The 25477-nt window shown below is 68.3% G+C and carries 23 protein-coding genes; 14 read left to right on the forward strand and 9 right to left on the reverse strand.

Annotated elements, in window-relative coordinates; all coding sequences use genetic code 11:
* The first annotated feature begins 141 nt into the window (after positions 1 to 141).
* From VMT65_RS14570 to VMT65_RS14615, 10 genes are all read left to right on the forward strand, one after another.
* Positions 142 to 1332, forward strand: a complete 1191-nt coding sequence (locus VMT65_RS14570) for an ROK family transcriptional regulator (protein WP_326308725.1) — start codon at positions 142 to 144, stop codon at positions 1330 to 1332.
* A 71-nt stretch (positions 1333 to 1403) separates the two neighbouring features.
* Positions 1404 to 2744 carry an extracellular solute-binding protein gene (locus VMT65_RS14575; protein ID WP_326308726.1) on the forward strand — a complete coding sequence of 447 codons (1341 nt, stop codon included), beginning with the start codon at positions 1404 to 1406 and terminating at the stop codon, positions 2742 to 2744.
* Positions 2741 to 3697, forward strand: a complete 957-nt coding sequence (locus VMT65_RS14580) for a carbohydrate ABC transporter permease (protein ID WP_326308727.1) — start codon at positions 2741 to 2743, stop codon at positions 3695 to 3697. Before VMT65_RS14575 ends, VMT65_RS14580 begins: the two co-directional genes overlap by 4 nt.
* 2 nt (positions 3698 to 3699) lie before the next feature.
* Positions 3700 to 4590: a carbohydrate ABC transporter permease gene (locus VMT65_RS14585; protein WP_326308728.1), complete on the forward strand. Its 891-nt coding sequence runs from the start codon at positions 3700 to 3702 to the stop codon at positions 4588 to 4590.
* Between the two features lie 20 nt (positions 4591 to 4610).
* A complete protein-coding gene (locus tag VMT65_RS14590) occupies positions 4611 to 5876 on the forward strand; it encodes a 6-phospho-beta-glucosidase (RefSeq protein WP_326308729.1) in 1266 nt (421 codons plus the stop codon).
* Positions 5873 to 6949, forward strand: coding sequence for an N-acetylglucosamine kinase (locus VMT65_RS14595; RefSeq protein WP_326308730.1), 1077 nt, complete (start codon positions 5873 to 5875; stop codon positions 6947 to 6949). The genes VMT65_RS14590 and VMT65_RS14595 overlap by 4 nt, the downstream gene beginning before the upstream one ends.
* 99 nt (positions 6950 to 7048) lie before the next feature.
* Positions 7049 to 7723 carry a 4'-phosphopantetheinyl transferase Npt gene (npt, locus tag VMT65_RS14600; RefSeq protein ID WP_326309181.1) on the forward strand — a complete coding sequence of 225 codons (675 nt, stop codon included), beginning with the start codon at positions 7049 to 7051 and terminating at the stop codon, positions 7721 to 7723.
* The gene (gene truB / locus VMT65_RS14605) at positions 7723 to 8751 is read left to right on the forward strand and encodes a tRNA pseudouridine(55) synthase TruB (protein ID WP_326308731.1); all 1029 of its coding nucleotides are present in this window, start codon (positions 7723 to 7725) and stop codon (positions 8749 to 8751) included. Before npt ends, truB begins: the two co-directional genes overlap by 1 nt.
* A gap of 94 nt (positions 8752 to 8845) precedes the next feature.
* Positions 8846 to 9241 carry an ester cyclase gene (locus VMT65_RS14610; RefSeq protein WP_326308732.1) on the forward strand — a complete coding sequence of 132 codons (396 nt, stop codon included), beginning with the start codon at positions 8846 to 8848 and terminating at the stop codon, positions 9239 to 9241.
* 64 nt (positions 9242 to 9305) lie between these two features.
* Positions 9306 to 10199: a LysR substrate-binding domain-containing protein gene (locus tag VMT65_RS14615; protein WP_326308733.1), complete on the forward strand. Its 894-nt coding sequence runs from the start codon at positions 9306 to 9308 to the stop codon at positions 10197 to 10199.
* Positions 10200 to 10205: 6 nt separating this feature from the next.
* Here VMT65_RS14615 and VMT65_RS14620 read toward each other — a convergent pair whose 3' ends face one another.
* The gene (locus tag VMT65_RS14620) at positions 10206 to 11381 is read right to left on the reverse strand and encodes a family 1 glycosylhydrolase (protein ID WP_326308734.1); all 1176 of its coding nucleotides are present in this window, start codon (positions 11379 to 11381) and stop codon (positions 10206 to 10208) included.
* Here VMT65_RS14620 and VMT65_RS14625 point away from each other — a divergent pair.
* Positions 11380 to 11610 (forward strand): hypothetical protein, encoded by a 231-nt coding sequence (locus tag VMT65_RS14625; RefSeq protein ID WP_326308735.1) that lies wholly within the window; start codon positions 11380 to 11382, stop codon positions 11608 to 11610. The genes VMT65_RS14620 and VMT65_RS14625 overlap by 2 nt on opposite strands.
* Before the next feature lie 90 nt (positions 11611 to 11700).
* Here VMT65_RS14625 and VMT65_RS14630 read toward each other — a convergent pair whose 3' ends face one another.
* The 4 genes from VMT65_RS14630 to VMT65_RS14645 all read right to left on the reverse strand — a co-directional run bounded on the left by VMT65_RS14630 (position 11701) and on the right by VMT65_RS14645 (position 17574).
* Positions 11701 to 12402, reverse strand: coding sequence for an LmeA family phospholipid-binding protein (locus VMT65_RS14630; RefSeq protein ID WP_326308736.1), 702 nt, complete (start codon positions 12400 to 12402; stop codon positions 11701 to 11703).
* A gap of 104 nt (positions 12403 to 12506) precedes the next feature.
* Positions 12507 to 13448, reverse strand: coding sequence for a metallophosphoesterase family protein (locus VMT65_RS14635; RefSeq protein ID WP_442790250.1), 942 nt, complete (start codon positions 13446 to 13448; stop codon positions 12507 to 12509).
* 239 nt (positions 13449 to 13687) lie between these two features.
* Entirely contained in the window at positions 13688 to 15865 is a 2178-nt protein-coding gene (locus tag VMT65_RS14640; protein WP_326308738.1) for an Ig-like domain repeat protein, read from the reverse strand.
* A 26-nt stretch (positions 15866 to 15891) separates the two neighbouring features.
* Positions 15892 to 17574: an Hsp70 family protein gene (locus tag VMT65_RS14645; protein ID WP_326308739.1), complete on the reverse strand. Its 1683-nt coding sequence runs from the start codon at positions 17572 to 17574 to the stop codon at positions 15892 to 15894.
* A gap of 49 nt (positions 17575 to 17623) precedes the next feature.
* Here VMT65_RS14645 and grpE point away from each other — a divergent pair, with 49 nt between their 5' ends.
* The gene (grpE, locus tag VMT65_RS14650; RefSeq protein WP_326308740.1) at positions 17624 to 18139 is read left to right on the forward strand and encodes a nucleotide exchange factor GrpE; all 516 of its coding nucleotides are present in this window, start codon (positions 17624 to 17626) and stop codon (positions 18137 to 18139) included.
* A gap of 87 nt (positions 18140 to 18226) precedes the next feature.
* On the forward strand, positions 18227 to 19372 hold the full coding sequence (locus VMT65_RS14655; RefSeq protein WP_326308741.1) for a Rieske 2Fe-2S domain-containing protein: 1146 nt from the start codon (positions 18227 to 18229) through the stop codon (positions 19370 to 19372).
* On the opposite strand, the gene VMT65_RS14660 is transcribed toward VMT65_RS14655, so the two are convergent.
* Both VMT65_RS14660 and VMT65_RS14665 read right to left on the reverse strand, forming a co-directional pair.
* Positions 19362 to 20063 carry an alpha/beta fold hydrolase gene (locus VMT65_RS14660; RefSeq protein WP_326308742.1) on the reverse strand — a complete coding sequence of 234 codons (702 nt, stop codon included), beginning with the start codon at positions 20061 to 20063 and terminating at the stop codon, positions 19362 to 19364. The two genes, VMT65_RS14655 and VMT65_RS14660, sit on opposite strands and share 11 nt — an antisense overlap.
* 108 nt (positions 20064 to 20171) lie before the next feature.
* Positions 20172 to 21605, reverse strand: coding sequence for an MATE family efflux transporter (locus tag VMT65_RS14665; protein ID WP_326308743.1), 1434 nt, complete (start codon positions 21603 to 21605; stop codon positions 20172 to 20174).
* A 207-nt stretch (positions 21606 to 21812) separates the two neighbouring features.
* Here VMT65_RS14665 and VMT65_RS14670 point away from each other — a divergent pair, with 207 nt between their 5' ends.
* Positions 21813 to 23378, forward strand: coding sequence for a mucoidy inhibitor MuiA family protein (locus VMT65_RS14670; RefSeq protein ID WP_326308744.1), 1566 nt, complete (start codon positions 21813 to 21815; stop codon positions 23376 to 23378).
* 16 nt (positions 23379 to 23394) lie between these two features.
* On the opposite strand, the gene VMT65_RS14675 is transcribed toward VMT65_RS14670, so the two are convergent.
* Both VMT65_RS14675 and VMT65_RS14680 read right to left on the reverse strand, forming a co-directional pair.
* Positions 23395 to 24285, reverse strand: coding sequence for a DUF5995 family protein (locus VMT65_RS14675; protein ID WP_326308745.1), 891 nt, complete (start codon positions 24283 to 24285; stop codon positions 23395 to 23397).
* Positions 24286 to 24484: 199 nt separating this feature from the next.
* Positions 24485 to 25474, reverse strand: coding sequence for a DHH family phosphoesterase (locus VMT65_RS14680; protein WP_326308746.1), 990 nt, complete (start codon positions 25472 to 25474; stop codon positions 24485 to 24487).
* Between the last annotated feature and the right edge of the window lie 3 nt (positions 25475 to 25477).

A 25477-nucleotide genomic window follows, 5' to 3' on the forward strand; every position in this document is an offset into this window, starting at 1 on the left:
TGAACAGTAAAGTTTCCTAACCTGACCCCAAAGCGTTGACGGCTCAACGCAAGCGGACCTACAGTCCTCCCAACAATTGGAAACACTCCTAACAGTTCGCGTGCGGGGCATTTGGAGCTGCCAGGGAGGGAGGATCTGCCCATGACTACCAGTCGCCGCCCTGTCGCGGGCACACCCAGTCTGTTGCGAGCCATCAACGACCGGGCCGCATTCGATCTGCTGTTGGCCAACGGGCCGCTCTCGCGCACCCGGATAGGCACGCTCACCGGGCTTTCCAAGCCGACCGCCTCACAGATGCTGGCCCGCTTGGAGGATGGCGGACTGGTCGTTCCGGTCGGCACCTCGGTGGGCGGTCCGGGCCCGAATGCGCAGCTGTACCAGGTGAATCCGGCGGCGGGCTACGTGGCCGGACTGGACGCGACCCCGAGCACCCTGCGGGTGGCGATCGCCGACATCGTCGGCACCACACTGGTCGAACACGAGATCGCCACCCGCGGATGGACTGCCGCGCAGACGATCACGAACGTCGCCGCGGAGGTGTCCGCCGCCACCACCCGCGCCGGACTCGCGCCGGACTCGCTGCGCCGGGTCGTGATCGGCATCGGGGGTGCACTCGATCCGGCCACCGGTCGGCTGCGCTACGCCACCCATCTGCCGGGGTGGCACTCCCCCAGACTGGTCGGCGAGCTGGAAGACGCTCTGGGCGTTCCGGTTTCGATCGAGAACGACGTCAACCTCGCCGCCGTCGCCGAACGGATCCACGGGGTGGCGCGCGAGTGCGAGGACTTCGTGCTGCTGTGGGTCGGCGAGGGCATCGGCGCCGCGATCATGATCGGCGGCCGGCTGCACCGCGGCTTCACCGGCGGCGCGGGCGAAGTCGGTTACATGCCGCTGCCCGGCGCGCCGATCGTCCGCAACGTCCGCCGCAAGAATTCCGGCGGCTTCCAAGAACTCGCCGGGGCGCCGGCGGTCCGGGTCCTGGCCCGGCAGCACGGCATCGGCGGACCGACCGCCGCGCGCGCCGTCGCCAAGGCCGTGGAAAAACCCGAAAACCCGGCGGGAGAGGCGTTTCTGGCCGAGTTCGCGGGGCGACTGGCCCTCGGACTGGCCACGATCGTCGCGGTACTCGATCCGCAGCTGCTCATCCTGGCGGGTGACGTGCCGCGCGCCGGGGGCGAGCGGTTGCGCGCCCTGGTCGAAGACGCGCTGGGCGAGCTCATCTTCACGCGGCCGGAGGTCCGCACCAGCAGCCTGTCCGGTTCACCGGTCCTGCGCGGCGCGCTCGAACGCGCCCTGGCCGCCGCCCGCGACGACGTCTTCGCCACCTACTGACAACTGAATACAGCGCTACACCAGGTAATTCGGCAGTACCCGACGGGTGCCGCACCCCTTCAGGAGAACCCATGCGCAGTCTCACGCGCCGCACCCTCACCGCCCTCACCGCCACGGCGGTGGTCGCGCTGCTCGGCACCGCCTGTACCGGCCAGAGTCCCAGCGGCAGTGACGGTTCCGACTCCGGCAAGGATGTGACCATCACCTTCTGGCACGGCTGGAGTCAGGACAACGAGGTCAAGGCCATCAAGGCCAATGTGGCCGCGTTCGAGAAGCTGCACCCCAACATCCACGTCAACGTGGTCGGCAACATCTCCGACGACAAGAGCGAACAGGCGCTGCGCGCGGGCGGTTCCGACGCCCCGGACGTGGTGTCCTCCTTCACCACCGACAATGTCGGCAAGTTCTGCTCCGCGAACGTGTGGGCCGATCTGAATCCGTTGTTGCGCAAGGACAATATCGATCCGGCCGCCACCTTCCCGGCGCCGATGCTCAATTACAGCCAGTTCCACGGCAATCAGTGTTCTCTGCCGTTGCTCGGTGACGCGTACGGGTTGTACTACAACAAGACGGCGTTCGCCGCGGCCGGAATCACCGCGCCGCCCAAGACCTTCAGCGAATTCGCCGCCGACGCGGTGAAATTGACGGTGCCCGACGGTGCGGGCTACAAGCAGCTCGGCTTCATGCCGACCTTCCACGGCTACGAGACCCTGCCCGCGCACTACCTGGGCCAGTACGGCAGCACGTATTTCGGGCCCGACGGCAAGTCCAATATCGCCTCCGATCCCACGGTCGCGGCCATGTTCACCTGGCAGAAGGACCTGATCGCCAAGCTCGGTGGCTACGACCGGCTCGAGCGCTACCGCAGCGGATTCGGCGACGAGTTCAGCGCGAAGAACCCGTTCGAGACTGGCCAGGTGGCCATGTCGCTGGACGGCGAGTGGCGCACCGCCGCGCTGGCCGACGATCACGTGAGCTTCGACTGGGCCACCGCGCCGTTCCCGGTGCCCGACGACCAGGCCGCCACCTATGGGCGCGGCTACCAGACCGGCACCATCATCGGCATCGCCAAGTCCAGCAGCAAGCAGACCGCCGCGTGGGAATTCGTGAAGTATCTGACCACCAACACCGACGCGGTGGTCAGCTTCGCCAACGCCATCCACAATGTGCCGAGCACGCTCGCCGCGCTGGCCTCCCCCGCGGTGATCGCGGACCCGGCGTTCAAGACGTTCCTCGACATCGCCAAGAACCCGAATTCGTCGACCACCCCGGCCAGCATCAACGGCGGCGCCTATCAGCTGTCGATCCAGAACTTCGGCTACGACTTCGAAGCCGGCCGCGCCACCGATCTGCAGGCCGGGCTGCGGGCCACGGCCCAGGAGATCGACACGGCCATAGATCAGGCGAAATGACCGTGACCGCACGCGCTTCCACCCGGGCGGCGCTGCGCCGCAAGCGCCGCCGGGGTGCCGTGCGCACGCTGCTGTTCTTGTCGCCGTGGCTGATCGGGTTCAGCGTCTTCTTTCTGTACCCGTTGGTGTCGACCGTCTACTTCTCGTTCATGCGGTACGACGGGTTCACCGCGCCGAGCTTTGTGGGCCTGCGCAATTGGCGCTATGTGATCGACAAGTACCCGTATTTCTGGCCGGGACTGCGCAATACGGTCTGGCTGGTGGTCGTGATGGTGACGCTGCGGGTGATCTTCGGGCTGGGCATCGGCATGCTGGTCACCAAGCTCAAGACCGGCGCGGGGTTCTTCCGGACCGTGTTCTATCTGCCGTATCTGGCCCCGCCGGTGGCGGCCACGATCGCGTTCGCGTTCCTGCTCAATCCCGGCACCGGGCCGGTGAACCATCTACTCGGTGATCTCGGGCTGCCGCGGCCGGGCTGGTTCACCGACCCGGCCTGGTCCAAGCCCGCGCTGACCATGTTGGCGCTGTGGGGAATCGGCGATCTGATGGTCATCTTCACCGCCGCCCTGCTGGACGTGCCTCGCGAGCAGTACGAAGCGGCGCTGCTCGACGGCGCCGGGGGCTGGCAGCGGTTCCGGTACATCACGCTGCCGACCATCCGGCCGGTCGTGTTGTTCGCGGTGGTGACCGGCGTGATCCAGACCATGCAGTACTACACCCAGGCCATCGTCGCCGGAAAGGTGGCCAGCGGGGTCATCGGCGGATCGGGCCAGCAGTGGGAGCCCGGTTATCCGCACGCCTCGACCTGGACGCTGCCGCAAATGGTCTACAACCTCGGCTTCCAGCGCTTCGACACCGGCTCGGCGTGTGTGGTCGCGGTGATCCTGTTCACCGTGTCGATGGCATGCACCGCGCTGCTGCTGCGGCGCCGAGCCGGATTCCTGGAGGACTGATCATGGCCACGACAACCGCTGTGCGCGTGCCGGTTCCGGCCGCGCGGGTACCGGTGCGCGCGCCACGGCGCCGGGTCGCGCTGGAGTGGATCGCCGTGCACGCGCTGGCGATCGCGGGCGCGCTGCTGTTCGTGCTGCCCTTCGTGTTCGTCTTCCTCACCTCGGTGATGTCGGACCGGCAGGCGCTGACGTCGGATCTGTGGCCCGGTGAATGGCATTGGGGGAACTACCTTCACGTGTGGCGGACGCCGGGATTCCTGACCTGGTGGCGCAATACGCTGTGCTACGCCGCGGGCGGCACGGCGCTGACGCTGCTGTCGAGCACACCGGTCGCCTACGCGCTGGCCAAGTTCCGCTTCCGCGGCCGCAATCTGGCGCTGATGGCGGTGGTGTCGATGATGATGCTGCCACCGCAGGTCACCGTCATCCCGATGTATCTGTTGTGGGCCAAGCAGTTTCATCTCACCGGATCGCTGTGGCCGCTGATCGTGCCGATGGCGTTCGGGGACGCGTTCACCATCTTCCTGCTGCGGCAGTTCCTGCTGACCATTCCGAACGAGTATCTGGAGGCGGCACGGATCGACGGCTGCGGGGAGCTGCGCATCCTGCTGCGGATCGTGGTCCCCATGGCGCGGCCCGCGCTGGCCGCGGCGGGCCTGTTCCAGTTCTTCTATTGCTGGAACGACTATTTCGGCCCGCAGATCTACGCCAGTGAGAACCCGGGCGCCTGGACCCTGAGCTACGGCCTGGAGTCGTTCAAGAGCGCCCACCACACCAACTGGAATCTCACCATGGCCGCCACCCTGCTGGTGATGGCGCCGGTGATCATCGTTTTCTTCTTCGCCCAGCGAGCCTTCGTCGAAGGCGTGACATTGACAGGGGTCAAAGGCTGATGGTCAGGGGTCAAAGGCTGATGCCGTCCTCGAGAGTGGCGATCGTCGGCGCCGGTTCCACCTACACACCGGAACTGATCGACGGGTTCGCCCGGTTGCGCGACACCCTGCCGATCGATGAGCTGGTGCTCATCGATCCGGCGGCGGACCGGCTGCGACCGATCGCCGCGCTGGCGCGGCGAATCTTCGCCAAACAAGGCCACAGCGCGCGGATTTCGACCGCCGCCACGGTCGCCGACGGCGCCGTGGACGCCGACGCGGTACTGATCCAGTTGCGGGTGGGCGGGCAGACCACCCGGCGCGACGACGAGACCTGGCCGTTGCAGTGTGGTTGTGTCGGACAGGAAACCACCGGGGCGGGAGGTCTGGCCAAGGCGCTGCGCACCGTGCCGGTGGTGCTCGAGATCGCCGAGCAGGTGCGCCGGGCCAATCCGGACGCGTGGATCGTGGATTTCACCAACCCGGTCGGAATCGTCACGCGCGCACTGCAATCCGCCGGGCACAAGGCGGTCGGACTGTGCAATGTCGCCATCCACCTGCAGCGGAAGTTCGCCGACAGTCTCGGTGTGCCGCCGGAATCGGTTCGGCTCGAGCATGTCGGTCTCAACCATCTCACCTGGGAGCGCGGGGTCACGGTGGGCGGGCGGGACGTGCTGCCCGAGCTGCTGGATCGATTCGGTGCGAAAATCGCCGAGGACGTGGAGATTCCGCTGGCACTGATCCGGCATCTGGGTGCGGTTCCGTCGTACTACCTGAAGTACTACTACCGGCACGACGCGGTGGTCGAGGAGCTGCAGGCCAGTGGTCCGCGCGCGGACCAGGTCGCCGAGATCGAGCGGCGGCTGCTGGACATGTACGCCGATCCGGCGCTGGACACCAAGCCCGCGCTGCTCGGCGAACGCGGCGGGGCGTACTACTCCGAGGCCGCGGTCCAGCTCGTCGCCGCGCTGCTGGGTACCGGCGGTGGCAGTGTGCAGGTGGTCAATACCCGCAATGACGGTGTGCTGCCCTTCCTTCCGGACGACGCCGTGATCGAGGTGCCCGCGCAGGTCGACCCCGAGGGGGTGCGCCCGCTGCCGCAGCGCCCGGTCGAATCGCGGTACTCGGGGCTGATCGCCCATGTCACCGCCTACGAGCACCTCGCGCTCGAGGCCGCGCTCCGTGGCGGTCGCGGACGGGTTTTCGATGCGCTGCTGGCCCATCCGCTGGTTGGTCAGTACGAGCTCGCCGAGCGGCTGACCGATGAGCTGGTGCTGCACAATCGCGCCTATCTGAGCTGGGCATGAGCAGGCCCCCGACCGTGGATCGAGATGAGGGGATCGCCGGCGTCCTGGCCATCGACGCGGGCAACAGCAAAACCGATGCGACGCTGGTCGCCAGGGATGGCACCGTGCTCGGCAGTGGACGCGGCGGCGGGTTCCGGCCGCACAGTGACGGCGCCGATGCCGCCGTCGGCCACGTGGCGGCGGCGGTCGAGGAGGCGGCCGTGCGGGCGGGCCTGTCGCCGGGGCGGACGCTCGCGTTGCGGGTGAGCGCGTGTATGGCGAATGTCGATCTGCCCGTGGAGGAACGGCGGTTCGAGGACGCCCTGTCCGCTCGGGGCTGGGGTATGAGCGTTGCCGTCGCGAACGACACGTTCGCGGTGTTGCGCGCCGGGACGGATGGGCCACGCGGGGTGGCGGTGGTGTGCGGCGCCGGAATCAATTGTGTGGGAATGCTTCCCGACGGTCGCACGGCGCGGTTTCCGGCGCTGGGCATGCTCACCGGCGACTGGGGCGGGGGCGGGCATATCGCCGCCGAGGCCATGTGGCACGCGGCGCGCGCCGAGGATGGGCGGGGTGAACCCACCGCCCTGTCGGCGGCGATCGGCGCGCATTTCGGGCTCGACGGGGCCCACGCGGTGGCCGAGGCGATCCATCTGGGCTGTCTGCCGGCGGATCGGTTGCACGAGTTGGTGCAGGTGCTGTTCGCCACGGCCGAGGCGGGTGATCCGACCGCCCTCGGGCTCATCGACCGGCAGGCCGACGAGATCGCCCGGTTGGCGGTCGTGGCCCTGCGCCGACTCGGATTGCTCACCGAGCCGACGCCGGTCGTGCTGGGCGGTGGTGTGCTGGCGGCCGGTCAGCCGCTGCTGATCGACAATGTGATTTCCCGGCTCGCGCAGGCCGCTCCCCTGGCCGAGCCTCGGCTCGTGGTGGCGCCCCCGGTGTTCGGGGCCGCGCTGCTCGGCCTGGACTATCTCGACGCGGGAGCCGCCGCCGAACAGCGGCTGCGGTCGGTCTATCCGACCGCCCTCGCGCTGGATGCCATCACGAACCGGGCGGCTTCCCCGGTCGGGCCGGCACGCGGGGCCCGGTAGGCTCGATTCGGCAGTGCAGGACGTGAGCAGGAGGCGGTCATCGAGGAGCGGGCAGTCGCGGCGAATCACGGTCCCTCGGGAAATACGGGGTCGGCGCGCATTCTCGGCAGAATCCTCCCCAACGGGGTGGCCGCGGCCGAGCTGACGGTGTACCCGGAGGATCTGAAACCGCATCCCGGCGAGGAGCATTTGATCGCCCGCGCGGTGGAGAAGCGGCGGCGCGATTTCATCGGGGCGCGCTACTGCGCCCGCGAGGCGCTGAGCCAGCTGGGCGAGCCCGCGGTCGCCATCGGCAAGACCGAGGGAGGGGCGCCCGCCTGGCCGCGCGGCATTGTCGGCAGCCTCACCCACTGCGACGGCTACCGGGCCGCGGCTCTGGCGCACCGGCTGCGGTTCCGTTCCATCGGCATCGACGCCGAACCCCATGCGCAACTGCCCGACGGCGTGCTGGATTCGGTGAGCCTGCCCGCCGAACGCGAATGGCTGACCGCGGTGCTGCCCGGCACCGGCCTGCACCTGGATCGACTGTTGTTCTGCGCCAAGGAGGCCACCTACAAGGCGTGGAATCCGCTGACCGGCCGCTGGCTGGGCTTCGAGGACGCCCACATCACCTTCACCGTGGATCGGGAGTCCGAATCCGGCGGCGAGGGCACCTTCCACAGCGACCTCCTCATCCCCGGCCACACCACCGACGGCGGCTCCCCCCTGACCTCCTTCGACGGCCGCTGGCTGATCTCCGACGGCCTCATCCTGACCGCGATCGTGGAGGCCTGATGACCGACGAATCCGGCACCACCCGAACCGAATCCGGCACGGTGCAGACCCACGAGCGCACCAAGACCAAGCGCGACAAGCAGAACGCGCCGCGGCGGGAGAAGCTGCCGCCTCGGGTGGATGCGTTCGGCGGGCTGGTGATCGTCGACAAGGACGGCGGGTGGACCAGTCACGACGTGGTCGCCAAGTGCCGAGGTCTGTTGCGCACCAAGAAGGTTGGGCATGCGGGCACGCTCGATCCGATGGCGACCGGCGTGCTGGTGCTGGGCGTGGAGCGTGCCACGAAACTGCTCGGGCAGCTCATCCTGACCACGAAGGCGTACACCGCCACGATTCGGCTGGGTCAGTCCACGATCACCGACGACGCCGAGGGCGAGGTCACCGCTACGACGGCGGCCGGGCATCTCACCGATGCCGAGATCGCTTCGCGCATAGCCGAATTGACCGGAGACATTCAGCAGGTGCCCGCCACCGTCAGCGCCATCAAGATCAATGGTGAGCGTGCCTACGCCCGTGCCCGCGCGGGCGAGGAGGTGGAGTTGGCCGCGCGCCCGGTCACGGTGAGTCGCTTCGATGTGCTGGCGCGCCGCGATATCGATACCGGCACAACCCAATTCGTGGATCTGGATGTCGAGGTGGAGTGCTCCTCGGGTACCTATATTCGGGCCCTGGCCCGCGATCTCGGCGAGAAGCTCGGTGTCGGCGGCCATCTCACCGCTCTGCGCCGCACCCGGGTGGGCCCCTTCACCCTCGAGCACGCCCGCACCCTGGACGAGTTGTCCGCGGCCGCCGCGGCCGACGAGCCGATGCTGAGCCTGGACATCGACGCCGCCGTCCGCACCGCCTTCCCGACCCGCGACATCACCGACGCCCAGGCCGAATACCTCCGCAACGGCCGCTGGCTGGAACCGATTGGTCTGGAAGGCGTCTACGCCGCGATCGACCCCACCGGCCAGGCCATCGCCCTGGTCAAGGAATCCGGCAAACGCGCCTCCTCGCTCCTGGTCATCCGCCCCGCCAACCTCTGACGATCGGCTGCCCTATCGCTGCCCAAAGCGATACGGGCGGCGGGGAATCGGCGCACCATGGAAAGGTCGTACGACCGTTTCAGAGGAGGCGATCATGGCCACCGATCTGTCCCTGGATTCCATGAAGCAGTTCGTCGCCGACCATTTCGAGGAGTTCGTCAATCGGCGCAATGCCGCGGTCATTCACCGCAATATGACCCCGGATTTCCTCGACCACGACGGGCCCGGCGGCCAACCCACCGACCTCACCGGCGACGAGAAGATGATGCTCGGCATGTACGAGGCCATGCCCGACCTGCACGTCAGCGTCCTGGACATGCTCGCCGAGGGCGACAAGGTCATGTGCCGCAACGTCTGGCACTGGACCGACCGCGCCACCGGCCAACCCATGACCTTCCAGGGCTTCGTCCTGTGGCGCTTCCAGGGCCGCCGCATCGCCGAACGCTGGGCCACCGTCACCCAGCCCTCCTCCAACCCCGGTTGGGCATAGGACTCCATCCACCCCGTTGTCGGCGGGTTCTCCCAACGCGGGTGGGGCCGCCTACAGTTCAAGGGTGGAGTTGCGGCAGTTGCGGTACTTCGTTGCGGTGGCCGAGGAGCTGCATTTTCGGCGGGCGGCGGAGCGATTGTTCATATCGACTCCGACGCTGAGTCAGCAGATCCGGGCCATCGAGCGGGAGGTGGGTGGGCCGCTGCTGATTCGGGGGAACCACGGGGTGGAGTTGACCGCGGCGGGGGAAGTGCTACTCAAGACCGCGCGGAATGTGCTGGATGCGGCGGAGGTCGCGCTGCGCGAGACGCGGGCGGTGGCTCAGCCGGGGAACGCGGTGTTCCGGTTGGGGATCGTGAACGGTGCGCCGCAGTGGTTGCCGGGGCGGATCGAGGCGCTGTTGAAGGCGCGGCAGCCGGGGGTGCGGGTGACACTGACCACCGGGACGAGCGGGGATCAGGCGCGGCTGTTGGATCGCGACGAGGTGGACCTCGCGGTCTTGCGGCTGCCGGTTCGGTTGGCCGAGCATCTCACCTACACGCCCATCGCCGAGGAGCAGCTCGGGATCGTCATGTCCCGCGAAAACCCCTTGGCCGCAGAGGTTTCGGTGGAACCGGCCCGCATCGGCGACCACGAGCTCATCATGTTCCCGCGCGACACCGCGCCCGAGGTCCACGATGCGGTCCTCGACCAACTCCGCGAGCGCGGCGCGTCGGTGGTCCTCAGCGACAGCGCCATGAGCCACGCCCAAATGCTGCAACTACTCCCCTTGCGTCCCAAGGCCATCGGCGTCGGCTCCGCCCGCACCGCCACCGTCCCCGGCCTGGTCTGGCGGCCCCTCCACCCGCGCCCGCTGGTCATCACCTACGCCGCCGCCTGGCGCGCCACCACCCGAAACCCCTTGCTCCACACCATGGCCGACGCCCTCGCGGGCGGCCTGCGCCTCTCCTCCGACTGACAGGACCTACGGCACCGAGACCGGGCGGAGGCAGCTCTCCAGTGGCGTGACGATCGAGCACAGGGCGGGTTTGCGGGTGGGGCGGTAGTCGGCGGGGACGCCGTTGTGGGTGGTGATGGCGCGGAAGGCGGGGACGGCGCCGGTGGGGTGACGGGTGAGGGTGGGGTCGGATTTGGCGTCGACGGTGTAGAGGCCGAAACGCGGTGAGTAGCTGCCCCATTCGTAGTTGTCGGTGAGGCTCCAGTAGTTGTAGCCGATCACATCGATGCCGTCGGCCTTCGCCCGTTGGAGCCAATAGACGGTGTCGCGCAGGTGGTCGGCGCGGTCGTAGCCGTCGCTACGCGGGGCGGCATTGTCGGTGGGGAGGCCGTTCTCGACCACGTAGATCGGCAGGCCGGGGAATTTCTCGGTGTAGGTGCGCAGGTCGTAGTAGATGCCCTCGGGTTCGATGGCGTTGTTCCACAGGTCCTCGCCGACCAGGGCGGTGGTCGGCGGATGCTGCAGCGAGACACCGTAATAGAAGTCGATGCCGATGTAGTCGAGCTTGCCGCGGATGCGATCGGCGAACAGCAGGTCCGTCAGATTCTGGATGATCGGATACTGGGCGATATTGCTGGTCACCCGTGCCCCGGGCTGGCGCTGGTGGATGTAGTCGTAGATCCCGTTGTGCGCCTGCACCAGTCGGTCGAACATCGGCAGGGCGTCGAGCAGACCGATATCACCGATCTGAATCTCTTGCGCCACATACCCCATCGGCTCGTTGATGGTCACCCACATCGGATCGTACGACGCGTACCGATCGACCACCCGTCGCATATTCGTGAGCCAGTCCGCCACAATGCCCTGGTTCTTCCACCCGCCGCGATCCAACTCCCACCCCGGAATCACCCAGTGGTCGAGGGTGAGCATCGGCCGCATCCCGGCGGCTCGAATCTTCTGAATCACGGTGTCGTAGAACTGGAATCCGCGCTCGTCCCACACTCCCGGCTGCGGCTGCACCCGCGCCCATTCGATGCTGAGCCGGAACACCTTCAAGCCCATTCCGGCCGCGAGGTCGATGTCCTCGGCGTATCGGTCGAAGAAGTCGACCGAGTCACCGTAGCGGTCGTGCGCCTTCCCCGAGTTCGCGTACCGGCTCCAATTGCTGTCCGACGCATGCCCTTCGGATTGGAAGCCCGCCATGGCCACACCCCACAGAAAGTCCGACCCGAGCGACGGCACGCTCGTCGGCGCGCCCGAGCTGCCCGTGCCGGATCCGCTGGCGCTCCCCGATCCCGACCCGCTCGCGCTGCCGGATCCCCCTCCCGCGATATCCGCCGGTGCCGCTGCCACCGTGGCCGACCCGCTCGCAAGTATCGCCAGCGTCGACAGTATCGAGCACAGCATTCGTGAGCGTCTCATGTCCGAATAATCTCCCAGACCAGTCCGTTTGCGGCCCAACCACGCCCGGTAGGCGACCGCCCCAGGACTTTACTGGTCATTCGTCCAAAATGGCGACGATTCAGGGTTTCGGCAGGTCCGAGAAGTGCACGGACTTGGCCACGGCCGTAACGTGAATGCCATCGGAAGCGGCCTTGATCGTGGTCAGATGCGCGCCGAGCGGCAGCTGCTTCAACGGCACGGTGAAGGCGAGAGATTCGCTCACCAGCGCCAAGGGAATCGCGGGCCCGCCCGCCGCGGGACGCACCGATACCGGCGTGATCTTGATGCCGTCATCGGTGGCCGCGACGGTCGCGACCACCTTGGCGGGCACCTTGATGCCCTGCACCGAGAACTTCCCACTGGCTTCCATGCCGTCGGGACCATAGGTGATCGACTCGATGCCGTCGGGCGCGTAATGCTGCACGGTGTCGTAGGCGACCACGCCGTTCGCGGTGGCGGACGCCGCGACCAGATTCGTGATGCGGCCGTTGAGAATATCGTCCAGCGGCGCGGCGACATCGGTGAGCTTCACATCGAGACCGTGGACGGAGACATCCTTGTCGTTCCAGTCGCCGACGCGGATATCGATATCGTGATAGGTGCCGTCGACGGCCTGGGTGAGGAACGGGAAGCCCCCGATGCGCACGCTCGGCTGCTGCGGCAAGTTGTACTCGCTGGCGATGCGGCGGGCAATCTCGTTCTGCGCCATGACGACCGCGACCCGGTCCCCCACGATCACCGCCGCCACCAGCACGACGATCAAAATCAGCAATGTACGCATGCGCTCACCCGCTCAACCATCCCACCATCATGCTGGGAAATACGGCCGAACCGGCGGCGCGGGCGCACCGCGGCCGAAGTTCACGGTGTTTTCTCAGCGGCGGGTCACGCGAGGCCGCGGCGGCGCTCGATGGACTCCTTCATTTTCAGCGCGGCGGCACGCATTTCGGGGGTGATCTTGAAGTGGCCGCCCCACTCGTTGAGGGTGTCGCCGTAGTCCGGCACGGGCAGGATCTGCCGCAGCAGCCGGTCGGGCAGGCCGCGGCGCTGCCACTCGCGGGGGTAGCCGAGCGAGACCTCTTCGAAGCGGACGCCGTCGTACCAGGTGGTGCGGGGAATGTGCAGGTGACCGTAGACGGCGCAGACCACGTTGTAGGTGGTGTGCCAGTCGGCGGTGAGGTCGGTGCCGCACCAGAGCGCGAACTCCGGGTACCACATCATGTCGACGGGCTGGCGGACCAGCGGCCAGTGGTTGATCAGGACCAGCGGGGTGTCGGCGGGCAGGGCGTCGAGGCGGCGCTGGCTGTACTGGACGCGGGCGTGACACCAGGCGTCGCGGGTCAGATACGGCTCGGCGGAGAGCAGGTATTCGTCGGTGGCGACCACATTGCGGTCCTTGGCGATGGCCAGGCCCTCGGCCTTGGTCTTCGCGCCCGCCGGGAGCCAGGAGTAGTCGTAGAGCAGGAACAGCGGCGCGAGGGTCACCTGGCCGCCGTAGTGCTCCGCGCCCGCGCCCTCCCACACCGGGAACGGGTCCTCGGGGGTGAGCACGTCCTGATCGCGGCACAGCGAGACCAGGTAGTCGTAGCGGGCCGCGCCGTGCATCTGCACGGGATCCTTTGAGGTGGTCCACAATTCGTGATTGCCCGGCACCCAGATGACCTTGGCGAAGCGGCCCCGCAGGGTCTCGAGGGCCCACCGGATGTCATCGGTCTTCTCCCCGACGTCACCGGCCAGGATCAGCCAGTCCTCGGGAGAATCCGCGCGGATCGCCTCGACCACCGGCTTGTTGCCCTGATGACCGACATGGATGTCGCTCACCGCCATCAACTTCGGATTCACCCAGCTCCGCCTCTCTGATCACGACCGGTACTGACCAACAGCCCCGACCCCCACCAGATTCCCACGCCCCCGCGCGGCCGATCGCCACCGACCCGGCGAATCGCGCGGCGAATGGGCTCAACCGACCCAGCGGATGCCGGGCGGTGGGGGCGCACGCGGCCTGCTCGACGGCCTGTCCGCGGCGGTGAGGGGCCCCGAAGATCGCGGCGGTACCAGGCGATCGCTCAGCCGACCCAGCGAATTCTGGCGGTGGGGGCGAATCCGGTGGCGACGGTGAGCATTCCGGAGGGGTCGCGGCGGCAGGAGGCGACGGCCACGTGGCAGGGGCGGGGGATTTCGGGTGGGATGCGGACGCCGCCGTCGATTTCGTAGCGCATATTGGTGACCTTCCAGCGACGCGCGTGGGGATCCTCGGGGTCGACGGGTGGGGCGTCGGGGCGGGCCACCACCATGACCTCGGTGAGGCCGGTGGGCCATTCGAAGACCAGCAGGCCGCGTTGGGCGGTGAGGCCGCGCACGGTCGGCATGCCGCTGGGCTGGGGGTCCATATCCTCGGCTGCGGCCTCGTTCGCCGAATTGCCGTCGGAGCGAGTCATTTCCGAGGTCTGCCCGCCGACGGCGGCGACCACCCCGTACACGGGCACCGGCCCGGGCGCCGCCCCGCCGTCCTCGAGTTCCGTCCCCCGGGTTCGGCCCACCACCCGCCAGGCCCCGTCGCCCTGCAACCGCTTGACCCGGTACTCGACCTGCTCGGTCACCGACGCGGTCCACGCGATCACCACGGTCCCGTCCGGCTGGCGGCGGGCGGTCACCTGCCCGGGCGCACCCACCTGCAATTCGGCCAGCGCCGCCAGCGCCTCCGGATGATCGGCGCACACCCCGAGCACGTCCAACACCGCCCGCAACCGCGCCTGCGGCGGCCCACCGGGCACCTCCTCGAACATCCGCCCGGCCTCGATCACCGCCGCCCGGGCCCGTCCGATCAACAGCTCCCGACTGTCCCCCCGCGCATCGGGATTGGGCACATCGTTCGCCCGCCGATCCAGAAAATCCAGATGCTCGGCCAGCGCCTCCACGAATCGCTTTCCGGCGCAACAGGACACGGCCCCACGCCAATGCACGACCGCCTCGGCCAACACCCGCTCGATCTCCTCGGCAACCGCCCGGACCGAGGTCGCCCCGACACTGTCGTCCCCAATATTCCGCCGCGCATCCGCCACGAACACGGACGCCTCGTTCACCCGCCCACCCCGCAACGCGGCCCGCGCCGCCCGCAACGCCGCCTCCCAAGGCCGCCCACCCGAATAGGGAATCTCCTGCCACCGCTCCGGCGCAGGAGCTCCCGCCCCACCCTGCCCCGCGCTCGACCCGGTCGAATAGTCGCGCGCGCCGCCGCTTTTCGGTTGGGCCGCGAGATGTTCGCGGCCCTCGACGACGGTGCCGAGTTCGTCGGTGAGGGTGATCAGGACGCGTTCGGCGGTGGGGTGGTCGAGGCCCGCGCGGATGGCTTCGCGGACGAGGTAGTCGAAATCGGCTGCCACCAGGAGGTCTTCGACGAGGACGGCGGCGCGGACCTTCGGGCGGAGGTCGTCGGTGACGGTCTCGACGATGACCAGCAGGTAGGCGTCGACGATGTCGCCGCCGGGTTCGAGGATGTCGCGGACGTGGACGAGGAGTTCGTCGAGCACCACGCGGACGCGGCCGGGTGGGAGTTCGCGGGTGCGGGCGCGCAAGGCCTCCGCGCGCAGGCGGATCTCGGAGGTGCGGTGGGCGGCGGAGTAGTCCAGGCCGAGCAGCGAAAGCAGGGTGGGCACCGGGTCGCCGGGGAGCAGGCGCTCGTATTCGGCGAGCAGCTTGCGAATCTGTTGCCGCCGTTCGGGACTCAGCTCGACGGTCGGGGGCGGCGTCGCCGTCGGGCCGTCGTCGATGATGCGATGGCGGCGAATGTGCGCGGCGATCTCGGCCAGCGACAGCCCACCCATGCGGCCGATGTCCTCGAGCCCGGGAATCTTGGCGGCGGGAATTCCCCCGTGCCGCTGCACCAGTCGCTCGATGGCGACATCGAGCATCTCGTAGCGTTCGGCCTCGCGGCGCGAACGCAACTGCCGCACCCGATCAGCCTCGATGAGCCGAGACCCGGTCTGCAGCAACGGTTCCGAGAGTTCCCGGTGCGCGTCCACCAGCAGCCCGACCAGCACCCGATACTTGGGATGGTCGCGCTGCTTCTGCCAGAACGCCCACACTTCGGCGACCCGCGCCGCCACCTCGGCATCGCCGAGCCGCGCGGCCTCCTCGAGCGGAATGTCGTACAGCTCGAACGCATCCGATTCCTCGACGCCGCCCCGACGCTCCACGGCGGCGAGTACTCGTTTGCGATAGTCGTTGGGGTCGAAGGCGTGCATGGGTTTCCGGGGTCCGGCGGGTCGATTCAAGATTCGCGGCGGCGCGTGCGCTGCAGCTGATCCAGTTCGCGCTCGACATCCGCCTGCGAGAGAGTGGCGCCGGTCTGCACCGACAGCGTCAACGGCATGTCGGCGTCCACGTGGTAGGCGGTGACGTGCAGCACGCCGTCGAATCCCATCTCGAAGGTCACCCGGACTTCACTGCCTTCCGGATACCCGGGAGGGATATCACGAATCCTGCCCTCCACCAATACCTTCGTGTCCTCGGGCCGGGTGGAGGCCGCCTGCCCCTGCTGCTCGACAATGGTCAGCTCGATCTGATCCTGATCGGCGCGCACCGTGCCGTAGGAGCGCCGCACCTTGATGGGCAGCGTCTGATTGCGATGCACCAGCCAGCTGGCCGCCAGCCCATTGAACGGATCCAGCGCCAGCACCCCGAAGCCCCGCGACACCACGGTGTCGACCTGGATCTCGATCATGCGGCGCACCAAGGCAACCGGCTGCCCGAAGGAGTCGGCCACCCGCTTGAGCGCGGCCTCCAGATCGGCGGGCGCGGCCTCGCTCAGCTCGGCATGATCGCGGAGCCGCCCGCGGGTCACCAGATCGGCGGTGACGAGCCGTTCCATCTCCAGCTTCTCGCCGTAGAGCGCGGCACCGCGCGCCACCGACAGATCCGGATCGCGCAGCTCCCCGGACAGCCCGAATTCCTTGTGCAGCTGCTCGGCCACCATCGGCATGCGCGAGGAGCCGCCGACCAGCAGCAGCCGATCCACGTGCCGCACCCCGCGCTGTTCGGCCGCGGCCAGCACCGCCTTGGTCAGATCGAGGGTGCGGCGCATGAGCGAGGCCGTCATGGTCTCGAGCTCATCGCGGGTCACCTCGATGACCGCCCGCGCGCCGTCGTGGGCGATCACGACTTCGGTGCGCTCGGCGGTGGTGAGTTCGCGCTTGGCCTGCTCGGCCGCCAGCACCAGCAGCTGCGATCCGACCGAATCATCCAGGGGGTCTTCGGCATCCGGGTTCGCCGCGCAGAACTTCTGGGACAGATGCAGCGCCAGCCGCTCGTCCCAGTCCGCGCCGCCGAGCTGGTGATCGCCCTCCACGGCCAGCACCGAGATGCGTCGATCGGCCAGTTCGATGACGGTGGCGTCGAAGGTGCCGCCGCCGAGGTCGTAGACCAGCACGGTTTCCCGGGCCGGGCCCTTGTCGATCTCGATGCCGCCGTCCAGCCGCCCGAACCCGTAGGACAGCGCCGCCGCGATGGGTTCGGACAGCACGCCCGCCACATCGAATCCGGCATACGTCCCGGCCTGCATGGTGGCGCGGCGCTCCTCGTCACCGAAGTAGGCGGGCACCGTGATGACCACGCGCCGCACCGGTTCGCCGCCGGAGAATTCGGCATCGGCGGCAAGGCTTTTCAGAATCAGCGCCGACACCGCGGGCGCGGACCACAGCTGCCCGTGCGCCCCGAACCGCCATTCCGCATCCCCCATGCGGCGTTTCACCAGCGTGCACACGTGCTCGGGATCCAGGCGGGCCTGTCGCCGCGCGCCCTCGCCCACCACGTGGTCGGTGGCCGAGGCGAACAAGACCACAGAGGGAACGGTTGGTTCGCCCTTCAGCCCGATCAGCACCTCGGGTCGGCCGTATGCGTCGATTGCCGCGATTGCCGAATTCGTTGTGCCAAGATCGATTCCGTAGACCCCCACGTGGGCGATGGTAGCAGTCAGCGCCGACCGCTGGGTCTATGGTTCGAGCATGACCGATCCAGCCCCGGCGGCCGCTGTTACCGAGGTCCCCACTACCACCGAGGTGTCCTCGACGTCCCTCGACCGCATCACCGAACGCATCGACGACCTCGCGCGGGTCATCGCCAGACAGGCCGCCACCATCGAGCGACTAGCCGATGAGGCGAAGGTGAAGATCCGCGACGAGCGCGCCGAGGCCGACGCGCCCCTGATTCGCGATCTGTTCGCCCTGCACGGCCTGGCCCAGACCTTCGCCTCCACCTCCAATTCCGAGGCCGACCGCCCCGGTTTCGAGGCCATCAGCCGCCGCGTCGAGCGCATGCTCACCGAGCGCGGCGGCCAGTTGGTGACGCCGTTCCGCGGCGCGGCCTTCGATCCGGATGTCATGGAGGCCGCCGAACTCACCGACACCGACGACAAGGACGCCGACCGCACCGTCGAGTCGGTGATACAGCCGGGTCTGACCGTCGGTGATCGCTCCATTCGCCCCGCGAAAGTCGTTGTGCGCCGCTATCGCAGGTCCTGATCCCGGAGCTCCGATAAACTGACACTTGTTCTACCAAGCACCAGTGCTTAGCCTCGGCGAGGGGAACCTCGAGCACGGAGGACGCGCATGAGTCAGCACTATCGGAGCATCGATGTCGGCGAGCCGATGACGAGGTTCGCCCGCGGCTGGCACTGCCTCGGGCTCGCCGAGACCTTCCGGGACGGGCAACCGCACTCGATCAACGCCTTCGGCACCAAACTGGTGATCTGGTCCGACAGCAAGGGCGAGATACACGCCCTCGACGGCTACTGCCGCCACATGGGCGCGGATCTGTCCTACGGCAGCGTCAAGGACGACAATATCGCCTGCCCGTTCCACGATTGGCGGTGGCGCGGCGACGGCAAATGCGCCGCCATTCCGTACGCCCGCCGCGTTCCGCCCTTGGCGCGCACCAGATCCTGGATCACCTGCGAGGAGAACGGGCAGTTCTTCGTCTGGAACGATCCCGAGGGCAATCCGCCGCCGCCCGAGGTCGCGATCCCCCACATCGAGGGCATCGAGACCGACGAGTGGAGCGACTGGGACTGGAACAGCCTCCTCATCGAGGGCGCGCACTGCCGCGAAATCATCGACAACAACGTCGATATGGCGCACTTCTTCTACATTCACTTCGCGTACCCGGTGTACTTCAAGAATGTGTTCGAAGGGCACGTGGCCACCCAGTACCTGCATTCCAAGGGCCGCCCCGACATTCACGCGAAGTCCAACTACTCGCAGGAGATGTCGCTCCTGCGTTCGGAGGCTTCGTATTTCGGCCCCTCCTACATGATCAACTACCTGCACAACGACTTCGGCGACAACACCGTCGAGGTGGCGCTCATCAACTGCCACTACCCGGTCACCCACAACTCCTTCGTCCTGCAATGGGGCGTGAGCGTCCAACGCATCAAGGGCCTGCCGCCGGAGAAATCCGAAAAACTCGCCAAGGCCTTCGGCAAGAGCTTCGGCGTCGGCTTCCTCCAAGACGTCGAGATCTGGAAACACAAAACCCGCATCGACAACCCCCTCCTCACCCAGGAAGACGGCCCCGTCTACCAACACCGCCGCTGGTACGAACAGTTCTACGTCGACGTCGCCGACATCAAACCCGAAATGACCGACCGCTTCGAATACGAGGTCGACACCACCCACGCCAACAAGAACTGGCAAGCCGAGGTCGCCGAGAACCTCGCCAAACAGGCCGCCGCACAGGCGAACGGCGCTACCGACTGATCGCCGGTTCCTGCGAACGAGCGGGCGTGCCCGCCAGGATCGCCGCGACGGCCCGCGGGTCCTCACGCATGGCGTTGTGGACGGTGGGCAGATCGTGGACCTGCCAGCCGGGATCGGCCAGCAGCCGGTCGCGTTGCGCGGTGAACGGCGTCGCGTCCTCCCATCCGGAGCAGTAGACGAACTCGCGGCGGGGCACCTCGTCGAACGCGCCCGTCAACCGGACCGTCTGCACGAGCGAGGCGAACGGATGGGGACGGCGACGAGGATCGCCGCCCTCCGGTGGCCGCACGGCATAGCCGATGCCCGCCGCGCCCGCGATGAACCGCTGCCGGTAGATGTCGTTCGTTGCGGACCAGCATGATTCGCCGTCGTGCGGGACGTAGGCGTCGAGGTGCACCAGGCGGGTGACCCGGCCGCGAGCGCGGTCGGCCGCGGCGGCGATGACCATCCCGCCGTAGCTGTGACCGACCAGCGTCACGTCGGTGAGCCGGGCTCGATCGAACAGCCGCAGCACATCGTCGGCGTGGGTGTCCAGATTGGCGGTCGCGACGGTCACCTCATCGTCGTCCGGCCCCAGACCGGACAGGGTGAGCGCGTGCACGGTATGCCCGGCCCGCTCCAGCAACGGCACCACCCCGTCGTAGCACCAGGAACCGTGCCAGCCGCCGGGCACCAGAACGAATGTCGCCATCGTATTGTCTCCATTTCTCGAAAACCGCTTGGAGACAGTGTCATCGGCGGCAGCCGTGGCTTGCTACCGATGGAATGCCATGTGATGCCCCTACGCCGCCAACCCTGATTACGCCGTCCGTCCTGGGATCTCGGCCCCGACTCGCGCCCACCGGCCCGACAGCGCCCGCCAGCCCACGGCGATCAGGCGAAGCAGCATGAAGGCGACCAGGCCGGTCCAGATGCCGCCGATGCCCCAGTCGTAGGCGAGGGAGAGCCAGATCAGGGGGAGGAAGCCGATCAGGGCGGAGCCGAGGGTGGCGTTGCGGAGGAAGGCGGCGTCGCCCGCGCCGAGCAGGACACCGTCGAGGGCGAAGACGACGCCCGCGACCGGGATCATGGCGACGAAATACCACCAGACCACATGGGTTCGGTCGAGGACCGAGGGGTCGGTGGTGAACAGCTGAGGGATGACGGCGTATCCGGCCGCGAAGATCGCGGCCAGGGCGAGGGAGAAGGTGGTCGACCAGGCGGTGATGCGGCGGGCCAAACCCTGTGCGCCGCGCGCGTTTCCGGCACCCAGGGCCGCGCCCACCAGGGTTTGCGCGGCAATGGCGAGCGAATCCAGGGTCAGGGCAAGGAAATTCCAGATCTGCAAGACCAGCTGGTGGGCGGCGACCGAGGCCGCGCCGAAGCGAGAGGCCACCGCTGCCGCCGACACGAACGACGCCTGGAAGGCGAGGCTGCGCACGATCAGGTCGCGGCCGAGTACCAACTGCGCCTTCATGATTTCGAGGTGCGGTGCGAGCGGCACCTTGGCCCGCCACAGCGCGCTCACGAAAAGGCCACCGGAAATGGCCTGCCCCACCAGATTCGCGACCGCCGACCCCTCCAAGGCCAGGCGCGGCGCACCCAACAAACCGTGCACCAGCGTCGGGCAGAGAATCCCCGAAACCACCAGCCCCGCAAGCACATACATCAAGGGCCGCCGTGTCTGCTGCACCCCGCGCATCCACCCGTTCCCCGCCATCGACAACAGGATCAACGGCACCCCGAACAAGGCGATCCGCACCCACGACTCGGCCGCCCGGGCAATATCGTCCCCACCCGCGATGGCCCGCGTAATCGGACCCGCGAACACCTGCACCACCAGCACGATCGCCAGCCCCACCCCGACGGCGATCCAACTGGCCTGCACCCCCTCGATCACGGCCCCACGCTCATCCCCCGCCCCATGCCGCCGCGAGGCCCGCGCCGTCGTCCCATAGCTCAAGAACGTCAACTGCGAACTGACCTGCGCCAGAATCAACCCGCCCACCGCGAGCCCCGCCAACGCCAACGCCCCCAGCCGCCCCACGACAGCCATATCGAACAGCAGATAAATCGGCTCCGCGACCAGCACCCCCAACGTCGGAATCGCGATCCCCAAAATTCGCCCCGGCCCCGCCGCCGCAGCCTCCGCCCCACGCGCGACCCGCGAACCCTGGGACTCCCCGACCCCCTGACCCGCGTCGATAGATCCGGGATCCTCGCCCGCATCGCCGAAAACCTCGGTGCTGCTCATCCGCTCACCATCCCATACGCCCCCGACACCCCCACTCAGCCGCCAACCGGCCGGTCGGAATTCATGGCCGGGTAGACATATGTCCGTGTCCACGTTGGGGAGCGGGTCCCTCGCGACCCGCGGTGTTCGTGGCGACTCTCCGGTGTGGGGGTGGCGGTGGGCGGATTTTCGTCGACTCGGGGCGGGGGCTCGGGCAGGCTGGTCCGCATGGTGGATCTCGAGACAGCGATTGCGGCGGTGACGGTGTATCCGGATCGGGCGCGGGTGACCCGGTCGGGGAAGGCGATGCTGGAGGCGGGTGAGCATCGGGTGCGGGTTTCGCCGCTGCCGTTGGAGCTACTGCGGGATTCGATTCGGGTGGCCGGGCGCGGGGAGGTGACGGTGCTCGGGGTGGATATCGTCACCGAGCGGCAGCCGGAGCCCAGTGATGAGCAGGTGACGGAGCTGACCGCGCGCCGCGATGCGGTCGATGCGGAGTTGACCGAGCTCGCGGATGCGGACAAGGCCGCGGACGCCCGTGTCGAATTCCTGCAGCGGCTCGTCCACAAGTCGGCCGGGTCGTTGGCGAAGGCGTCGGATGAGCGGGTGGCCGCGTTCGGCGACAGCCTCGAGGCGCAGTACGCCGCGATTCACGCCGGACGCCGCGATCGAGCGCGCCTGCGGCAGGACAAGATTCGCGAGAAGAACTCGCTCGAACGGCAGCTGGCGGACCTGGGTCGCAAGAACCGGCCCGATATCCGCGCCGCGATCATCACCGTCGACGCCGCCGCACCGACGACCGCCGAACTGGAACTCTCCTACGTGGTCCCGGGCGCGACCTGGTCGAGCACCTACGACCTGCGCATCGACGACAAGGGCCTGTCGCTGCGCTGGTTCGGCCTGGTCAGTCAGCGGACCGGCGAGGACTGGCCCGAATGCCGCCTCGAACTCTCGACCGCCCGCCCGGCCGTCGCCCTCGACATCCCCGAACTCGACCCCTGGTACCTGAGCACCACCCCGCCCGAGCCGAAACGCCGTGCGCGACGGTCCATCTCGGACGATCTCGACGGTGCCGCTCCCCCGCAGATGCTCGCCGCGGCCGCCCCCGCCGGCGCCCCGCCACTGCCTCCGCCCGCACCCAAGGTCCGCGAGGCCGTCACCACCGTCGACCACGGCGCCACCGCCGCGACCTACGCACCGCAGCGTCCGGTGGCCATCGCCGCCGACGGCACCGAACACCGCACCCTGATCACGGCCCTCGATCTCGAGGCCGACCTGGATCACGTCACCGCCCCCACCCGCTCCCCCGAGGCCATCCTGCGCGCCACCGCCCGCAACACCTCCGAGCACACCCTCCCCCGCGGCCGCGCCTCCCTGTTCAACGACAGCGAATACGTCGGCGCCACCACCCTCGACATCTGGGCCCCCGGCGAGGAACGCGAGCTCGCCCTCGGCGTCGACGACCGCATCCGCGTCGAGCGAGAACTGGTGCGCCGCAATGTCTCCAAGGCCACCCTCGGCTCGTCCCGCCGCATCGAGATGGAGTACACGATCACCGTCGCCAACCACGGCGCGCGCCCCACCACGGTCACCGTCCTGGACCGCCTCCCGGTAGCCCACGACACCAATGTCACCGTCAAGGAAACGGTTCTGAAGCCGCCCCCGGCCAACCGGGACGACCTCGGAATCCTCACCTGGAAACAGGATCTTGCCCCGCAGGCCACCACCACCATCAACCTCGGCTACCGGGTGGAGACCCCCAAGGGGGTCACCGTCTTCGGCCTGCCGGACTGAAACCCCTTCCGGCGGTTCAGATCTGGCCGACGGCTTCCAGTCCGTTGAACACCGATTCGGCCAGGTTGTACAGCTCCCGCATGCTCGCCTCGGCGGGACGTCGGGTCGCGGCGTCCCGCATGGCGATACCGGAGGCCAGCGCGATCCCGCGCACGCTCTGGAACATGACGTAGCTGGTATTGCCCTGCCCGAGAACCACATCCGCCGCGCGTCCGACGAAGTACAGGTGGAAGAACCCCGCCAGTTTCGCCCCGTAGAGCGCGCTCAACTCGTCGGTAATGTGATCGGTGGTGTTGATCAGCGAATCGCCGATGGTGAAGAAGTCCCGGGTGTGATCGACCCCGGTATCGGTGGCGGCAATGGCCTTGGGGAAGTCGACGAGCAGATGCGCGTCCAACGCGGCGGCGGCCACCCGCCCCGCCGACCGCGTCGGATCCGCGGCCATGGCGTAGTAGCGCTGCCAGCCCGGCGTGACCGGACCGCCGGTCAGATGCCCGTGCAGGTTCTCCAGATACGTCCGGAAGAACTCGAAGCTCACCGCGCGCGCCCACTGCGGATCGTCGAAGTCACCCGCGTCCAACAGCGGATTCGCATCACGCAGGATATTGCGATAGAAGACCGCGAAGATGCCGCGCCGATCCTTGGCCCCGGTGAGGATGTCGGTGATCCGCTCCATCCGCCGCTGCCCCTCGTGCAGGTCCGTCAGGGTGTCGGGGTCGGACAGGGCGACCAGTTCGGCGTTTTCGGCCGGGGTGAGGGCCCGCGCGACGCTCGGTGCGGCGGGCGCAGTGACGCCGACGGAACCGCTGGACGCGGCCGGATCGGCGGTGGCGGCAGCGGTGGCGGTGGAGGCGGCGATCGCGGTGGCGATCGCCAGCACGAGGGCGAGGCGGGTGGCTCGGACCATGACTGTTGTGACTCCCAAGGACGAAAATGTTCCCCGGGAGTCTGCCGACCCCGTTATTTCATAGCAAATCGCGATGATCGCTGATCACAGCGCCGCTCGGGCCCGAACCACGCGGCGGCGCAACGAGATCCGCCGACCGTGTCACCGTGCCGCGGGTGCCCGCCGGTGCGGTGATTCACGCTCGACCCCGACGGTGGGCTCAGTCACTCAGGCGCGCTTTGAGCGCCTCGACCAGGACGTCCAGCTCGCCAACGGTGGAATAGCCCGCGGCATACCGATGTCCGCCGCCGCCGAGCGCGGTGGCCACGCAGGCGACATCGATACCCGGGCTGCCGTCGGCATTGGCGTGGGAACGCAGCGAGACCGTCCAGTGGTCGGCCTCGGCACGCGATTCCTTGAAGACCGCGGCGACCTGCGCCTCGGCGGTGGTGCGGATCAAGTCGATGACGGATTCGACCTCCTCGGAGCGGACGGCGTCGGTGTCCTCGCGGCGCACCACCGCGTACACCAGGCCCGCACCGTGCGCGGCGTCGCGAATCAGCTGCGCCGAGGCCAGAACTCGCGACAGCATGCGCAGCCACGCGAAGGGATGGGTGTCCATGAGCGTCCGGGTGATGGCCGCACCGTCGATACCGGTGGCCAGCAACCGTTCGGCCAGCGTGTGCGAGCCGGGCCGGGCCCACTTGAACGAGCCCGTGTCGGTGACCAATCCGGCGAAAAGGCAATGTGCGATATCGCGGTCGATGGGTTCGCCCCAGGCATCCAGGATGCGGGCGATCACCCCCGCCGTGGATTCGGCGGCCTCGTCCACCACGTTGACCTGCCCGAAGCGGGTATTGGACCGATGGTGGTCGATCACCAAAGTCGTTGCGGCACCGTCGATTCGGTCCCGCAACGCGCCGAGCCGCCCGACGCTGCCGCAGTCCACGGACACCAGCACATCGACCGCGCGCGGCACCTGATCCGCCCGCACCAACAGCTCGGTGCCGGGCAGCGACCGCATGGACACCGGCAGCTCGGCCGGTTCGGCGAAGGAGACGACGACCGGGACCCCGCGTCGACGCAGCACCTGCGCCAGCGCCAGCCCACTGCCGATGGTGTCGGCGTCGGGCTGGACGTGGCAGAGAATCGTCACCGATTTCGCGGCATCGAGAACCTCGACGGCAGGGGTGACATCGACGGGGGTCACGGC

It is taken from the genome of Nocardia sp. CDC153 (genome assembly GCF_035818515.1).
Lineage (GTDB): Bacteria > Actinomycetota > Actinomycetes > Mycobacteriales > Mycobacteriaceae > Nocardia.

Excerpts from the sequence above, each read along its gene's own strand:
- VMT65_RS14570 (WP_326308725.1), top strand. The coding sequence starts at position 142 with ATGACTACCAGTCGCCGCCCTGTCGCGGGCACACCCAGTCTGTTGCGA.
- VMT65_RS14575 (WP_326308726.1), top strand. The coding sequence starts at position 1,404 with ATGCGCAGTCTCACGCGCCGCACCCTCACCGCCCTCACCGCCACGGCG.
- VMT65_RS14580 (WP_326308727.1), top strand. The coding sequence starts at position 2,741 with ATGACCGTGACCGCACGCGCTTCCACCCGGGCGGCGCTGCGCCGCAAG.
- VMT65_RS14585 (WP_326308728.1), top strand. The coding sequence starts at position 3,700 with ATGGCCACGACAACCGCTGTGCGCGTGCCGGTTCCGGCCGCGCGGGTA.
- VMT65_RS14590 (WP_326308729.1), top strand. The coding sequence starts at position 4,611 with ATGCCGTCCTCGAGAGTGGCGATCGTCGGCGCCGGTTCCACCTACACA.
- VMT65_RS14595 (WP_326308730.1), top strand. The coding sequence starts at position 5,873 with ATGAGCAGGCCCCCGACCGTGGATCGAGATGAGGGGATCGCCGGCGTC.
- truB (WP_326308731.1), top strand. The coding sequence starts at position 7,723 with ATGACCGACGAATCCGGCACCACCCGAACCGAATCCGGCACGGTGCAG.
- VMT65_RS14610 (WP_326308732.1), top strand. The coding sequence starts at position 8,846 with ATGGCCACCGATCTGTCCCTGGATTCCATGAAGCAGTTCGTCGCCGAC.
- VMT65_RS14625 (WP_326308735.1), top strand. The coding sequence starts at position 11,380 with ATGGCCACACCCCACAGAAAGTCCGACCCGAGCGACGGCACGCTCGTC.
- VMT65_RS14620 (WP_326308734.1), bottom strand. The coding sequence starts at position 11,381 with ATGGCGGGCTTCCAATCCGAAGGGCATGCGTCGGACAGCAATTGGAGC.
- VMT65_RS14630 (WP_326308736.1), bottom strand. The coding sequence starts at position 12,402 with ATGCGTACATTGCTGATTTTGATCGTCGTGCTGGTGGCGGCGGTGATC.
- VMT65_RS14635 (WP_442790250.1), bottom strand. The coding sequence starts at position 13,448 with ATGGCGGTGAGCGACATCCATGTCGGTCATCAGGGCAACAAGCCGGTG.
- VMT65_RS14640 (WP_326308738.1), bottom strand. The coding sequence starts at position 15,865 with ATGCACGCCTTCGACCCCAACGACTATCGCAAACGAGTACTCGCCGCC.
- grpE (WP_326308740.1), top strand. The coding sequence starts at position 17,624 with ATGACCGATCCAGCCCCGGCGGCCGCTGTTACCGAGGTCCCCACTACC.
- VMT65_RS14655 (WP_326308741.1), top strand. The coding sequence starts at position 18,227 with ATGAGTCAGCACTATCGGAGCATCGATGTCGGCGAGCCGATGACGAGG.
- VMT65_RS14660 (WP_326308742.1), bottom strand. The coding sequence starts at position 20,063 with ATGGCGACATTCGTTCTGGTGCCCGGCGGCTGGCACGGTTCCTGGTGC.
- VMT65_RS14665 (WP_326308743.1), bottom strand. The coding sequence starts at position 21,605 with ATGAGCAGCACCGAGGTTTTCGGCGATGCGGGCGAGGATCCCGGATCT.
- VMT65_RS14670 (WP_326308744.1), top strand. The coding sequence starts at position 21,813 with ATGGTGGATCTCGAGACAGCGATTGCGGCGGTGACGGTGTATCCGGAT.
- VMT65_RS14675 (WP_326308745.1), bottom strand. The coding sequence starts at position 24,285 with ATGGTCCGAGCCACCCGCCTCGCCCTCGTGCTGGCGATCGCCACCGCG.